Consider the following 14,764-nt stretch of genomic DNA (forward strand, 5'->3'; position numbering starts at 1 on the left):
CGCGGTCCGGCGCATTATCTTCGGGTTCAGCGTCGGCGGGCATCGAGCGATTTCGGTAAACTATCGGAATCATGTCCGCCATTTCCACCGCTTTCGCGCCGGAACGCTCCACTCCCGCCGAACCGTCCAGCGTCTTCCGCTTCGGCGACCATCCGGTCACTTTGCGCTGGCGCGGCTTAGAGCCGTATCAGGAAAGCTTCGACGCGATGCGCGCCTTCACCGACGCGCGCACGCCCGAGACGCAAGACGAAATCTGGCTCGTCGAGCATCCGCGCGTGTTCACGCTCGGACTTGCCGGCAACCCGGCGCATCTGCTTCTAGCCGACAGCGGCATTCCGCTCATCAAGGTGGATCGCGGCGGACAAATCACCTATCACGGGCCCGGTCAGATCGTGGCCTATCTGCTGCTCGATCTGCGACGTCGCAAGCTGATGGTGCGAGAACTCGTGCGCCGGATCGAAGAGGCCGTGATCGAAACCCTTGCATCGTATAATCTTGTCACGGATCGTAAGGTCGGCGCGCCTGGCATTTATGTCGCGAAGCCTTCCGCGCGGCGCACGGAGCTGGGCGCCAACGCCGGTTTGCACGCGCTGCACGAAGGCGCGAAGATCGCCGCGCTGGGACTCAAGATTCGCAACGGCTGCAGTTATCACGGCGTGAGTCTCAATGTGAGGATGGACCTGCAGCCCTTCCTCGCGATCAACCCGTGTGGCTACGCGGGACTCGAAACGGTCGACATGGCGACGCTCGGCGTCGAAGCCGACTGGCGCGACGTAGCCGCGACGCTCGCCGAACGGCTGGCGCATCAGATCGACGGCGTTCCTGCTGCCGCCGCACAATTGCACGACGGCGCCGCCGTCCAAGCAGACTCAAACGGATCAAGCGAATGACTGACGCAACCGCAAATCTTGCTGGATCGACCGACGGCAACACCGCCGTTCCGCCCGCCGCCTACGACGCCACCGCGAAGCAGAAGGCGCAGGCGAAAACCGCGCGCATCCCGATCAAGATCATCCCGATCGAAAAGCTCAAGAAGCCGGAATGGATTCGCGTACGCACGGCCACCGGCAGTTCGCGTTTCAACGAGATCAAGCAGATTCTGCGCGAACACAATCTGCATACGGTTTGCGAAGAAGCGAGCTGCCCGAATATCGGCGAGTGCTTCGGCAAGGGCACGGCCACGTTCATGATCATGGGCGACAAATGCACGCGCCGTTGCCCGTTCTGCGACGTGGGCCACGGCCGTCCAGACCCGCTCGATGCGGAAGAGCCGTTGAATCTCGCGCGCACCATCGGCGCGCTGAAGCTGAAGTACGTGGTGATCACGAGCGTGGATCGCGACGATCTGCGTGACGGCGGCGCGGCGCACTTCGTCGAGTGCATTCGGCAGGCGCGCGAGCATTCGCCGGAAACGCGCATCGAAATCTTGACGCCGGACTTCCGTGGCCGGCTGGATCGCGCGATCGGCATTTTGACCGCCGCGCCTCCAGACGTGATGAACCACAATCTGGAAACCGTGCCGCGTCTCTACAAGGAAGCGCGTCCGGGCTCGGATTATCATCATTCGCTCAAGCTCTTGAAGGACTTCAAAGCGCTGCATCCGGAGGTCGCGACCAAGTCCGGGCTAATGGTCGGTCTTGGCGAAACCGAGGAAGAAATTCTTCAGGTAATGCGCGATTTGCGCGCGCACGACGTCGACATGCTGACCATCGGCCAGTACCTGCAACCGTCGGAGCATCACCTGCCCGTGCGGGCTTACGTGCATCCGGACACGTTCAAGATGTACGAAGAAGAAGCGTACAAGATGGGCTTCACGCACGCGGCAGTCGGCGCGATGGTCCGTTCGAGCTATCACGCGGATTTGCAGGCGCATGGCGCTGGCGTGGTTTAAAGCTGCTTACTGCCTTTCCTGCATTTCGCACGAAGAAGAAAACCCACGGAGACCGTGGGTTTTTTTTGGCCGACAGCGCGCAGATGGCGTGAACTTCGCCCACACCAAGACGTCGTGACAGACGGCAACGAATAGTCCGAACTCCCGGACAAGCATTTTCCGGATTTCCGGAAAGCTGGATTGGCAATCGCCAAGGTCCTAAAAATATTCAGCTAAATCAGCAGGTTACGCAGCAAAAAAACTGGCATCGCCCTTGCAATAGAAGAGTTACGGCCCGCGAAGCCGTCTATAAAAGTCAAGGAGACAAGCTGATGAATCCCTTCGCATCCATCCGTTCCTGAATCCGTCGACGTAGCGGCTCTCGCTCGAACGACGCGTTTCCGATGCTCGTTGCCAACACAACCGACACGCATCAAGCGTCAAAGCCCGCCGCTGGCTCTTTTTTCGCCAACTGCCTGACCTTTGCCTGGAACTATCGTGAAGAAACCTTTCTATAAAGTCCTGTACGTGCAGGTGCTCTTGGCCATCGCCATCGGTATCGCGCTCGGGCATTTCTATCCCGCTCTCGCCACCGACATGAAGCCGCTCGGCGATGGCTTCATCAAACTCATCAAGATGGTGATCGGGCCGATCATCTTCTGTACCGTCGTGACCGGTATTGCCGGCATGGAGGACATGAAGAAGGTCGGACGCGTCGGCGGCAAGGCGCTGCTGTATTTCGAAGTCGTCTCGACCTTCGCGCTCGTCCTCGGCCTCATCGCCACGCACGTGCTCAAGCCCGGCGTCGGCTTCAACGTCGATCCCGCGACGCTCGACCACAAGGCCGTCGAGTCGTTCGCGACCAAGGCGCACGGCCAGAGCACGGTCGATTTCTTTCTGCATATCATCCCCGACACGTTGATCTCCGCGTTCGCGCAAGGTGAAATCCTGCAGATTCTATTGATCGCGCTCCTGTTCGGCTCGGTGCTCGCGCATCTCGGCGAACGCGGCCGCGTGGTGACGAGCTTCATCGAAGGGCTGTCGAGCGTGCTGTTCGGCATGGTCGGCATCATCACGAAACTCGCGCCCATCGGTGCGTTCGGCGCGATGGCGTTTACCATCGGCAGGTACGGGATCGGCTCGCTGCTGCCCATGCTCAAGCTGATCGGCACGTTCTATCTGACGTCGATCGTCTTCGTGCTCGTGGTGCTCGGCACCATCGCGCGAATGGTGGGCTTCTCGATCCTGCGATTCGTCGCTTACATCAAGGAAGAGATGCTGATCGTGCTCGGCACGAGTTCGTCCGAAGCCGCGTTGCCGCAACTGATGCTCAAGCTCGAAAAGCTCGGCTGCTCGCGCTCGGTCGTGGGTCTCGTCGTGCCGACGGGCTACTCGTTCAATCTCGACGGCACCAACATCTACATGACGATGGCGGTGCTGTTTATCGCGCAGGCAACCAACACGGACTTAAGCTGGGGCCAGCAGTTGACGCTGCTCGCGGTGACCATGCTCACGTCCAAAGGCGCAAGCGGCGTGACCGGCGCGGGCTTCATCACGCTGGCGGCAACCCTTGCAGTCGTGCCGACCATTCCGCTCGCGGGCATGGTGCTGATTCTCGGCATCGACCGCTTCATGAGCGAATGCCGCGCGCTGACGAATATCGTCGGCAACGGCGTGGCGACGGTGGTGGTGTCGGCGTGGGAGAACGAGCTCGATCGCAACAAGCTGCGCGACGCGCTTAAGCACGGCGCGGCCGAGCACGAACCCGAAACCGTCGCTTAAAGCCGCGGAAAGCAGGCAGCCATGCACGCGGCGAAGCATCAGCCAACCGGCGCTTCGCCGCGGCCTTACATCGAAGGCGCGTATGCCACAATGGCAGATACTCATTTGCGGGAATCTGCTCACGTGTCGCGCCGCATCCTCGTGTTCTTCGCGCTCGCCGCTCTGCTTGCGGCGTGTTGCGCGCTCACCTGGCAGATCGCGTGGCGGCGGGGTATCGACGAGCTTCGGCTCAATGCCGCGGTGCGCGTGGATCGCACTACGAACACGCTCAAAAGCACGCTCGACCGCTACGAATATCTGCCGTATCTGCTGTCGCGCCATCCGCTCGTGCAGAACGTGCTCGACACGCCCGACCGCAACAACGTCGATCGCGCGAACCAGTATCTCGAAGACCTCAACCAGCGCGCGCACGCCACCGCGACTTATCTGATCCGCAAGGACGGCTTCTGCGTCGCCGCCAGTAACTGGCGCGGACCGGACAGTTTTGTCGGCGTCGAATATCTTTTCAGACCTTATTTCGTCGATGCCGCGAAGGGCGGCGTCGGACGCTTTTTCGGGCTCGGCACCGTTTCGCTGGAACCGGGCTATTACATCTCGCAGCCGGTGTTCAAGGAAGGCACGCGCGAACTGATCGGCGTGGCGGTCGTGAAGCTCAATCTCGAATGGCTGCAAGGCGCGGATGCCACGGAGCCGCTACTCGTCACCGACGACCACGGCGTGATCTTTCTTTCCTCGGTGCCTTCGTGGAAATATCACACCGTGAGGCCGTTGCCGCAAAGCGTCGAGGCGTCCGTCTACCAGACGCGCCAGTACGCGCAACAGCCCATCACGCCCTTGCCGATGACCATCGCAAAGACGCTCGAAGGCGGCGCGCAGATCGTGCGCGTCGGCGGCGGGCGCAATGCGCCGAGCTTTCTGGCGACGCGGCGTTCTATCGGCGAACCCGACTGGCAGTTGATCACGATGGCGCCGCTCGATCCGGTCGAGAGTGCCGCCCAAAACGCGGTGGTCGTGACGGCCCTCGTATTCGTGTCGCTGTGTCTGCTGGCGTTTTACTGGCGCATGCGGCGCGCGCGCGTGCGCGAGATGATCCGCAGCCGCGAGATGCTGCAGACCGCGTATGCCGAACTGAATCAACGCGTCGCGGAACGCACAGCGGATCTGTCGGAGGCCAACGAGCAACTGACGAAAGAAGTCAACGAACGCACGCGCGCCGAACAGGACCTGCGCGCGGCGCACGACGAACTCATCCAGGCAAGCAAGCTCGCCGCGCTCGGGCAAATGGCGGCCGGCATCACGCATGAATTGAATCAGCCGCTTGCGGCTCTGCGCAGCTTTTCGGACAACACGCGCGTGTTGATCGAGCGCGGCGATCAGGCGGCGGCGCGCGAGAATCTCGAAGCGATTGCGTCGCTCACCGAGCGCATGGGCAAGATCACGAATCAGCTCAAGCTCTTCGTCGCGAAGGCGCGGCCGAAGAACGCGCGCACTGACGTCGCACGCGCGCTGCACAACACGCTCGCCATGCTGCGGCCGCGCATGAAGAACGTCGCGCTCGATATCGCACCGGAGATCGAAGGCGAATGCGCGTCGGTCTTCGTGCGTTGCGAGGACTTGCGGCTGGAGCAAGTGCTCATCAACCTGATCGGCAACGCGCTCGATGCCGTCGCGTCATGCGATGCCCCGCGCATCGTCATGGAACTCGACGCGCGTGAAACCGTGGTCGAGATCGTGGTGCGCGACAACGGCCCCGGCATTCCCGCCGACGTGCTCCCGCGCCTTTTCGAGCCATTCTTCACGACGAAGGAAACGGGTCACGGGCTCGGTTTGGGACTCGCGATTTCGTCGGCGATCGCGCGAGATTATGGCGGTACGCTGATCGCGCGCAATCGCGTGGCGCCAATCGTCGCGGCCGGTCCCGAAGGCGGCACGCAAGCCGACGCCGACGGTTCCTACGGCGCCGAATTCGTACTGACGTTGCGCCGCGCGTGAAGGCCGGCGTGCATGAGGCAACACAAGGGGCAAGACCATGAGCACCGGTTCGCAGGTGATCTATATCGAAGACGACGAACTCGTGCGGCGCGCGAGCGTGCAGAGCCTGCAGCTCGCGGGCTTCGACGTGATCGGCCACGGCAGCGTCGAAGCGGCGGCGCGCGCCATCGACGCGAGTTATACGGGCGTGATCGTGAGCGATATCCGTTTGCCGGGCGCGAGCGGTCTCGACCTGCTCGCGCAATGCCGGGAGCGCGCGCCCGAAGTGCCGGTGATACTCGTCACCGGTCACGGCGACATTTCGATGGCGGTACAAGCCATGCGCGACGGCGCGTACGACTTCATCGAGAAGCCGTTTGCCTCCGAGCGGCTGATCGAAGCGGTACGCCGCGCGCTGGAGCGACGCACGCTGGTGCTCGAGAACCAGGCGCTGCGGCGCGAACTGGCGGGGCAGAGCCGCATCATCGGGCGCAGTCCGGCTATCGAACAGGTGCGGCGGCTGATCGCCAACGTGGCGCCGACGGATGCGTCCGTGCTCATCAACGGCGATACCGGCGCGGGCAAGGAACTGATCGCGCGCAGTCTGCACGATCTTTCGGCGCGCCGCGACAAGCCGTTCATCGCGGTGAATTGCGGCGCGTTGCCGGAGCAGATGTTCGAATCGGAGATGTTCGGCTACGAGGCCGGCGCCTTCACCGGCGCGCAGAAACGGCGCATCGGCAGGCTGGAGGCGGCATCGGGCGGCACGCTGTTCCTCGATGAAATCGAGAGCATGCCGCTCTCGCTTCAAGTGAAACTGCTGCGAGTGCTGCAGGATGGCGTGCTAGAGCGGCTCGGCTCGAATCAGCCGGTACGCGCGAATCTGCGCGTGGTGGCCGCCGCGAAAGGCGACATGAACGAACACGTCGCGGACGGCACGTTTCGCCGCGACTTGCTGTACCGGCTCAACGTCGTAACCATTTCACTGCCGCCGCTCAACGAGCGTCGCGAGGACATCGTGCCGCTTTTCGAACACTTTTTGCTCGATGCCGCCGTGCGCTACGAACGGCCTGCGCCGCTCATCACGGACCGTCAGCGCGCCGAACTCATGCAGCGCGAATGGCCTGGCAACGTGCGCGAGCTGCGCAATGCGGCGGATCGCATGGTGCTCGGTGTCATCGACGATACGGGAGCCGCGCTCGATACGTCCACGCAGCCGCTCAAGGAACGCACGGAGCAATTCGAGCGCGCGGTGATTGCACAGACGCTGGAGCAGTGCGGCGGGGCGGTGGCGGTGGCGGCCGATCGCCTGCAGCTAGGCAAGGCGACGCTCTACGAGAAGATCAAGCGGTATGGGATTGCGGTGAAGGGGGATGCTGAGCGGTAGGGTGCTGGCGCGTATTGGCTAGCCGGTTCGGGCCTGTCTTTCAGCCGGGCGAAAGTCGAACGGCGGATGAACGGTTCAACGCCCGTTCCTTGAATCGCTTTTTGCGCCGCGTTATTACCTAGATCCACCGTTGAGCGCTGCTAGCCAATCCTGAGCGGCTCGGTACGCCGCACGCTCAAGCCAGTCGTAAGTTTTCCCCACCGCGACGCCGCTCAACGCGCTCGTTCCTTCAAGCCGCTCCAAGCGCCTTATTGAGCAATGCATCCAGCTCGGCAAAAGTCGGTTCGCCGACATAGCGCTTGAGAATCTTGCCGTCCTTGTCGACCACGAACGTCGTCGGCGTCAGTTGGACGTTGCCGAACCGTTTAGCGGCGCTGCCGTCGTCCATGGCGACCTTGAACGGCAGGTTGCGCGTTTGCGCATAGTTGCTGACGTACATCGGCGCGTCGTAATTCATGGCGACGGCCACGAATTCGAGCCCACGACCCTTGAACTTGTTGTACGTGTCGATCATCTGGGGCATTTCCTTCATGCAAGTCTCGCAACTCGTCGCCCAGAAGTTGATGAGATAGACCTTGCCCTTGAGATCGTTCGATGTCGAAATCTTCTGCCCTGAAAGCAGCGTGAAGGTTGCATCGGGCACCTTCTGTTGTCCGCCGAACGCGAAATACCCCGTGCACGCGATCACGCCGGCGACGAGCGCCATTACAACGTAGCGCAACGGACTCTTGGTACGAGTCTGAGTATCTTGAGTGGCTTGGGACATGGCAACCTCGAACGGCTCGTAGTCGAGCGAAGCGCCTTGTAAGGCGCAACTGCAATGGGAAAGTGCTGGTTATTTTAGCGCCAAACGTGCGGCGCAGTCGTGACGCGTCCGGTCGGCCGAACGAAATCCGGGTATCGCGGCGCGATAATGATACTTTTCACGCAACGGTCAGCCATGAAGCGAGTTCTTTCTGCGAATACGGCCAGTCTGCGCCGGTTTCTCGTGCGCAATGTTCCGAGTCGTTCCATGCGCGCACGTTCATTGAGCGCGATGGTGTGCGCATGTGTCGCATGCGGCGCGTTGATCGCGTGCACGCCGTCGTATGACTGGCGCACCATCATGAATAACGACGACGGCTACGAAGTCACGCTGCCCGCCAAGCCGCACGCCGAAGAGCGCAAGATTCAGATTGCCGGCCAGCCGATGACCATGCGCATGCAGACCGCCGAAGCCAATGACGCGGTTTTCGCAATCGGCACGGTTGTCCTGCCCAGCGCCGATCCCGCGTTGCAACGCGCCGCGCTCGATTTCCTCCAGCAAGGCCTCGCCCGTAACGTGAATGCCCAGCCGGCCGCGCGCGCGACGCAGATCGACCTCGCTGTCGGCGGTCGAGTGCTCGGCAGCGAGATGGAAGTCAAGGGACGAGGCGGGAATCAGCGCGAGAGCCGGACGATTCACGCGCGTTTCGTGGCGCATGGCATGCATGTCTACCAGGTCGCGATTGTCTCCGACAAAGCGCCGCCTTCTGAACAGTCCGACCAATTCTTTTCTTCCTTCAAACTGTTTTAGAGGTAAACCTCGGTTTTCTGCGACTGCTCACTTAAGAGTGCTGCTCGTGAGGTTTACAAAGCCGAAGTTCATTCACAGCTTTGACGTCTAATGCCCGGATTTGTCAGGACTTTTTTCGCTATCCACAGAGTCTGTGGATAACTTTGTGGAAAACAGTGTCGGCGATTCGCTGGAAGCCCGCTTCATGTGGCCGGGCTTACTTTGCCTCCCTTCATGGCAAGTTAAATAGTTCAATAAAATCAATGGTCTGTGAAATACCTTCTGTCATGTAGGTTGATAGTAGGAAAAAGAAGGGCGGATCGGCTTGGTGTGCATAAGTCAAGTCTTGACAGGCAATATTTCGCGCCCGATGACCTTGAGGCTCATGCCGCAGGAAACGCGCGACGGTATTGCACGGCTTCCGCGACATGCGCCGCGGTCGGAATGTTCGCCCCGGATAGATCGGCAATGGTCCGTGTGACTTTCAAAACGCGGTAATAGCCGCGCGCCGACCATCCGAAGCGCTCGCTCGCGGCGCGCAGGAGCGCGGCGCCTTCGGCATCAGGTCGGCAGAGCGTGTCGGCATCGCGGCCATCGAGTTCGCGATTGGTCTTGCCTTGCCGCGCGAGCTGGACGGCGCGCGCCGCCTCGACGCGTGAAGCCACCGTTGCGCTGGATTCGCCATGCTTGGCGCCGCGCGCCGAGAGTTCAGCTGGCGAGAGCGCAGGCAACTCGATCTGAATATCGATGCGATCGAGCAGCGGTCCCGACAACTTGCGCAGATAGCGCGCGGCGACGTCGGGTGAGCATCGGCAGCGTCCACCTGGATCGCCACGCCATCCACACGGACATGGATTCATCGCGGCGACGAGCTGACACGCGGCAGGAAACTCCGCCTGTTGCGCCGCCCGGGACACGGTGATGCAACCCGCTTCGAGCGGCTCGCGCAGCGTTTCGAGTACCTTGCGATCGAATTCGGGCAACTCGTCGAGAAAAAGCACGCCCAGGTGCGCAAGCGTGATCTCGCCCGGCTGCGGCGGATTTCTACCGCCAACCAGCGCCACCGCGCTCGATGAATGATGTGGCGCGCGAAACGGCCGCCGCCTCCATTGCGCGGGCGTAAATCCGAGCGAGCTTGCCGACAGAATGGCGGCGGAGGCGAGCGCTTCATCGTCGGTCATTGGCGGAAGCAGGCCGGGCAAGCGCGCGGCGAGCATGGATTTGCCCGCGCCGGGCGGCCCGACCATCAGCAGATGATGACCACCCGCCGCCGCAACCTCCAGCGCGCGACGCGCAGCCGGATGCCCGATGACATCCGCGAGATCGGGCGCGGCCGGCCGCGATGACGCATTCAATTGCGCAAAAGCCTGCGCGGGACGAAGCCGCGCATCCGGAACGCCGTTCAGATGCGCGCAGAGCGTCGGCAAATCCGCCGCGCCGAACACTTCGATGCCGGGCACCAGCGCGGCTTCGGAAGCACTTGCGAGCGGCACATAGATTTCCGGCGCACGCCCGCTCTCCGAACCGTTCGATGCATGGTGCCGCGCCGCTCCGCACACCATTGCGAATGCTCCGCGCATGGGCCGCAGGGCGCCGGTCAGCGAAAGCTCGCCAGCGAACTCACGATTTTCGAGCGACGCAGCCGGAATCTGTCCGCTTGCCGCCAGAATGCCGAGCGCGATAGGCAAGTCGAAACGTCCCGACTCCTTTGGCAAATCTGCCGGAGCGAGATTGACGGTGATGCGGTTGACGGGGAATTCCAGTCCGCAATTCTGCAGCGCGGCGCGCACGCGCTCGCGGCTTTCGCGAACTTCGAGATCGGGTAAGCCGACGATGGAGAACGACGGCAATCCGTTTGCGAGATGAACTTCGACGACCACTTCCGGCGCGCGCCCAGGGGCGGGCGCGCGGCTCTTGACCACGGCAAGCGACATGATTTCACCTGAAACGGCGCGCGCTCGAAGGCGGCGCCGGCAATGAGACTAGGACTTCACGGCTCGCCGGCCGAGGTCGACAGTAGTTGAAGCCGTCAGTCCTGCGACGAGGAGCCGCCCGGCTGGTGCTGCTCCAGTTGCGCGACGCGTTTTTCCAGCTCTTCCAGCCGGGCGCGCGTACGCACGAGCACCTGAGTCTGCGTGTCGAATTCTTCGCGGGTCACGAGATCGAGCTTCGAGAAGCCCTGCGAAAGCATGGCTTTCACATTTTTCTCGACGTCTTTAGCAGGCGAATTCTTGAAGAGCTCGCTCATCTTCTGCTGCAGGTCATTGAAAACGTCGTTGGGCTGCTTCATCGTTTCTCCCTTTGCACAAAAAAAGTGCATTCATTGTTAGGTCAGTGCCCCGGCCGGTTGCATGATCGATTTTGGTGCATTCGTCACGCACTGCCGGGCACATTCGAGGCGCCGCGATTTTAGCGCTCCCGCGCTCCCGCGTTTTCCGCCTTTGCCCCTTTTAACGGGACCTTGCGAGCACTCTAGCAACGAACCCACCCCGGCGCCAGCAGGTACGGCGCGCGTTAGCCATTCGGCAGATCCCTTGCGCGCGCCTTTCGTGAAATCGTGCAAAGCCCCGTGAGCACTCGATTGGCATACGAGTTGCATAAGTGGCGCGGACCTTTTCTGCACGCTTCTTTCAGCGGCCCGACAGGACGGACGTGGGCTTGCAACCGAGGCATCCCGCTTTAGAAGGCATCGAAGGATCAGAGGCACACCACAGCGAGGGATACATGAAGCTCATTACCGCAATCATCAAGCCGTTCAAGCTCGACGAAGCGCGCGAAGCGCTCTCGGCGATCGGCGTCTCGGGCATCACGGTGACCGAGGTAAAAGGCTTCGGCCGCCAGAAAGGTCACACCGAACTTTATCGGGGCGCGGAATACGTCGTCGATTTCCTGCCGAAGGTGAAGATCGAAGCGGCCGTGTCGGACGACATCGTCGATCAGGCGATCGAAGCGGTCGAACGCGCGGCGCGCACGGGAAAAATCGGCGACGGCAAGATCTTCGTCACGGCAATCGAACAGGTCATTCGTATTCGTACCGGTGAGACCGGCGCGGACGCGCTCTAAGAAAAGAAATCGGCGATAAGAGGAAACCGAAGAATGCGTAACTTTTTGATGTCATTGCTGGTGGCGGGCGCCCTGATCGGCGCCAATGTCGGCACCGCACTCGCCCAGGACGCGTCCGCTCCGGCCGCTGCCTCGGCACCCGCGGCCGACGCCGCATCGGCGCCTGCAAGCGCACCGGCCAGCGCCAACACGGCGATGGCTTCGTCGGCAGAAGGCGCTTCCGCAGCGGCGGCAGCTTCCGACGCCGCTCCCGCCGCGCCGACCGAACCATTCTCGGTCGATTCGTCGAAGATCAGCTCGGGCGATACCGCCTGGATGCTCACCTCGACCGCACTCGTGCTGTTCATGACGGTTCCGGGCCTCGCGCTGTTCTACGCAGGCATGGTTCGCAAGAAGAACGTGCTGGCAACGGTAATGCAGAGCTTCGCGATCTGCTGTCTCGTCACGATCATCTGGACGGTCGTGGGCTACAGCATCGCGTTCACGCCGGGCAATTCGTTCCTGGGTGGCTTCTCGCGCGTGTTCCTGCACGGCATGAACTACATCAAGGGCGACAAGGCCACGACGCTGACCGTCAGCCATCTGGCATCGACGATTCCGGAATCGGTCTACTTCGTCTACCAGATGACGTTCGCGATCATCACCCCGGCGCTCATCACCGGCGCGTTCGCCGACCGGATGAAGTTTTCCGCGATGCTCGTGTTCATGACGCTGTGGTCGATCATCGTCTACTCGCCGATCGCGCACATGGTCTGGGAACCGACCGGCTGGCTGGCAGGCGCGGGCGTGCTCGACTTCGCGGGCGGCACGGTGGTTCACATCAACGCCGGTATCGCGGGCCTGATGTGCTGTCTGGTGCTCGGCAAGCGCGTCGGCTACGGCCGTGAAGTGATGGCGCCGCACAACCTCGTGCTCTCGCTGATCGGTGCATCGATGCTGTGGGTGGGCTGGTTCGGCTTCAACGCGGGTTCGGCAGTCGCGGCTGACGGCCGTGCCGGCTTCGCCATGCTCACGACGCAGATCGCCACCGCATTCGCCGCCTTCGGCTGGATGTTCGCGGAATGGATTTCGAAGGGTAAGCCTTCGGTGCTCGGCATCATCTCGGGCGCGGTTGCAGGTCTCGTTGCAGTGACGCCGGCTTCGGGCTTCGTGGGCGTGACGGGCGCTATCGTGATCGGCATCGTGGCGGGCGTGGTCTGCTTCTGGTCGGCAACGTGGCTCAAGCACAAGTTCGGTTACGACGATTCGCTCGATGCGTTCGGCGTGCACGGCGTGGGCGGGATCATCGGCGCATTGCTGACGGGCGTGTTCGCAGTGAAGGACATCGGCGGCTTCGATGGCAATGTCATCGTGCAGGCGAAGGGCGTGCTGGTCACGCTGGTCTATAGCGGCGTCGTCAGCTTCGTGCTGCTCAAGATCATCGACATGGTCATGGGTCTGCGCGTGACGGAAGAAGAGGAACGCGAGGGTCTCGACGTCACGCTGCATGGCGAGCACGTCGAATAAAGGATTTGAGCCGCGATCCGGCGTGCCGCGAGAGGGCGCGCCGGTTCTCCTCCGCTCGGCGCATGTCGCCGGGGCGACGGCAAACGAACGAGCGCAGCGACTTGGCCCGCCTTCATGGCGGGTTTTTTTTCGTCCGCGCGTTACGTCGGGTTTTCGTCCAGCGAGGCTCGCGCCGCAAATGCCCGGATTGCCTGTGTAGATTGCCACGATGGGCCGCAAAGCCTTGCTAAATGGCGGTCCATACCCAGTTAGGCAGGGCAATTGCTCTACAATCTTTCGTCCCTGTATCGGCTGGAACGATCGCCTTGGCGGTTGCCCAGTCCCACGCAAAACGCTGTCCACGAGAAATCAATGGTTCCGCACTTAGTTACGGCGTTAAGTGGCCCGCTGCTCGACCTCGAGCGGAAAATTCTCGAGGCTACGCCTTCCATCGAACGGTGGTTCCGTCTCGAATGGCAGGAGCACACGCCGCCGTTTTACTGTTCCGTCGACCTGCGTAACGCCGGCTTCAAGCTCGCGCCCGTCGACACTAATCTCTTTCCCGGCGGCTTCAACAATCTGCCGCACGAAGTGCTTCCGCTTGCCGTGCAGGCGGCGATGGCGTCCATCGAAAAAATTTGTCCGGACGCGAAGAATCTGCTCGTGATTCCGGAGCGGCATACGCGTAACGCGTTTTATCTGGAGAACGTTGCGCGGCTCGCGACCATCATGCGTCAAGCGGGACTCAACGTCCGCTTCGGCACGCTCGATGAAAACATCCACGGGCCCGTGACCATTCCGCTCGCCGATGGCCAAAAGGTCGTGCTCGAACCGCTCGAACGCACGCCGCGCCGTCTCGGCTTGAAGAATTTCGATCCGTGCTCGATCCTGCTCAACAACGATCTTTCCGCCGGCATTCCGCCCGTGCTCGAAAATCTGCACGAGCAATACATCCTGCCGCCATTGCATGCGGGCTGGGCGGTGCGCCGCAAGTCGACGCACTTCTCCTGCTACGACGATGTCGCGAAAAAGTTCGCGAAGCTCGTCGAGATCGATCCGTGGATGGTGAACCCGTACTTCGCGCACGTCGAAGGCGTGGATTACGAGGCGCGCACGGGCGAGGAAGCGCTGGCCGAGGCAATCGACGGCGTCATCAAGAAGATCGCGAAGAAGTACCGCGAGTACGGCATCAGCGAGAAGCCGTATGTCGTCATCAAGGCCGATGCCGGCACGTACGGCAAAGGCGTGATGACCGTGCACGACGCAAGCGAGGTCGCCGCATTGACCAAGCGCGAGCGCACGCGCATGAACGACGCGAAGGAAGGCCTGCAGGTGCACGATGTGATCGTGCAGGAAGGCGTGCACACATTCGAGCGCGTGGAGAATGCGGTGGCGGAGCCGGTCGTGTATATGATCGACCGGTACGTGGTCGGCGGGTTTTATCGCGTGCACGACTCGCGCGAACGCGACCAGAACCTCAACGCGCCCGGCATGCATTTCGTGCCGCTCGGCTTCGAGCACACCGCGCTGCCGGATGCGCACGCGAAGCCCGGCGCCGCGCCGCCGAACCGCTTTTACATGTATGGCGTGGTGGCCAGGCTTGGGTTGCTGGCGGCATCGGTGGAACTCGAGAAGACCGACCCGGAAGCGATTCAGGTCTGAGTGCATAATG

At 62.0% G+C, this 14,764-nt stretch carries 12 protein-coding genes; 9 read left to right on the top strand and 3 right to left on the bottom strand.

Annotated features, from left to right (window positions below):
• Positions 1-71 precede the first annotated feature (71 nt).
• The 5 genes from lipB to NCR40_RS00810 all read left to right on the top strand — a co-directional run bounded on the left by lipB (position 72) and on the right by NCR40_RS00810 (position 7,010).
• Complete coding sequence (gene lipB / locus NCR40_RS00790; protein WP_284507678.1) at positions 72-890, top strand: lipoyl(octanoyl) transferase LipB; 819 nt, start codon at positions 72-74, stop codon at positions 888-890.
• A complete protein-coding gene (lipA, locus tag NCR40_RS00795) occupies positions 887-1,891 on the top strand; it encodes a lipoyl synthase (protein WP_250508503.1) in 1,005 nt (334 codons plus the stop codon). The genes lipB and lipA overlap by 4 nt, the downstream gene beginning before the upstream one ends.
• A gap of 477 nt (positions 1,892-2,368) precedes the next feature.
• Positions 2,369-3,652 carry a dicarboxylate/amino acid:cation symporter gene (locus tag NCR40_RS00800; RefSeq protein ID WP_250508504.1) on the top strand — a complete coding sequence of 428 codons (1,284 nt, stop codon included), beginning with the start codon at positions 2,369-2,371 and terminating at the stop codon, positions 3,650-3,652.
• 21 nt (positions 3,653-3,673) lie between these two features.
• Positions 3,674-5,644, top strand: a complete 1,971-nt coding sequence (locus NCR40_RS00805) for a sensor histidine kinase (protein WP_244826857.1) — start codon at positions 3,674-3,676, stop codon at positions 5,642-5,644.
• Between the two features lie 37 nt (positions 5,645-5,681).
• Positions 5,682-7,010 (top strand): sigma-54-dependent transcriptional regulator, encoded by a 1,329-nt coding sequence (locus tag NCR40_RS00810; protein WP_244826858.1) that lies wholly within the window; start codon positions 5,682-5,684, stop codon positions 7,008-7,010.
• 229 nt (positions 7,011-7,239) lie between these two features.
• Here NCR40_RS00810 and NCR40_RS00815 read toward each other — a convergent pair whose 3' ends face one another.
• On the bottom strand, positions 7,240-7,776 hold the full coding sequence (locus NCR40_RS00815; RefSeq protein ID WP_250508505.1) for a peroxiredoxin family protein: 537 nt from the start codon (positions 7,774-7,776) through the stop codon (positions 7,240-7,242).
• Between the two features lie 246 nt (positions 7,777-8,022).
• On the opposite strand from NCR40_RS00815, the gene NCR40_RS00820 reads away from it, so the two are divergent.
• Positions 8,023-8,565 (top strand): hypothetical protein, encoded by a 543-nt coding sequence (locus NCR40_RS00820; RefSeq protein WP_250462784.1) that lies wholly within the window; start codon positions 8,023-8,025, stop codon positions 8,563-8,565.
• A 362-nt stretch (positions 8,566-8,927) separates the two neighbouring features.
• On the opposite strand, the gene NCR40_RS00825 is transcribed toward NCR40_RS00820, so the two are convergent.
• Positions 8,928-10,478, bottom strand: a complete 1,551-nt coding sequence (locus tag NCR40_RS00825; RefSeq protein ID WP_250508506.1) for a YifB family Mg chelatase-like AAA ATPase — start codon at positions 10,476-10,478, stop codon at positions 8,928-8,930.
• 95 nt (positions 10,479-10,573) lie between these two features.
• Positions 10,574-10,834 (bottom strand): accessory factor UbiK family protein, encoded by a 261-nt coding sequence (locus NCR40_RS00830; protein WP_244826861.1) that lies wholly within the window; start codon positions 10,832-10,834, stop codon positions 10,574-10,576.
• 434 nt (positions 10,835-11,268) lie between these two features.
• On the opposite strand from NCR40_RS00830, the gene NCR40_RS00835 reads away from it, so the two are divergent.
• The 3 genes from NCR40_RS00835 (at position 11,269) to gshA (ending at position 14,754) form a co-directional block, all read left to right on the top strand.
• Positions 11,269-11,607 carry a P-II family nitrogen regulator gene (locus tag NCR40_RS00835; protein ID WP_014190273.1) on the top strand — a complete coding sequence of 113 codons (339 nt, stop codon included), beginning with the start codon at positions 11,269-11,271 and terminating at the stop codon, positions 11,605-11,607.
• A 33-nt stretch (positions 11,608-11,640) separates the two neighbouring features.
• A complete protein-coding gene (locus NCR40_RS00840) occupies positions 11,641-13,113 on the top strand; it encodes an ammonium transporter (RefSeq protein ID WP_250508507.1) in 1,473 nt (490 codons plus the stop codon).
• A gap of 351 nt (positions 13,114-13,464) precedes the next feature.
• Positions 13,465-14,754 carry a glutamate--cysteine ligase gene (gene gshA / locus NCR40_RS00845; RefSeq protein ID WP_244826863.1) on the top strand — a complete coding sequence of 430 codons (1,290 nt, stop codon included), beginning with the start codon at positions 13,465-13,467 and terminating at the stop codon, positions 14,752-14,754.
• The last annotated feature ends 10 nt before the right edge of the window (positions 14,755-14,764 follow it).

Source organism: Caballeronia sp. GACF4 (genome assembly GCF_023631025.1).
Lineage (GTDB): Bacteria > Pseudomonadota > Gammaproteobacteria > Burkholderiales > Burkholderiaceae > Caballeronia.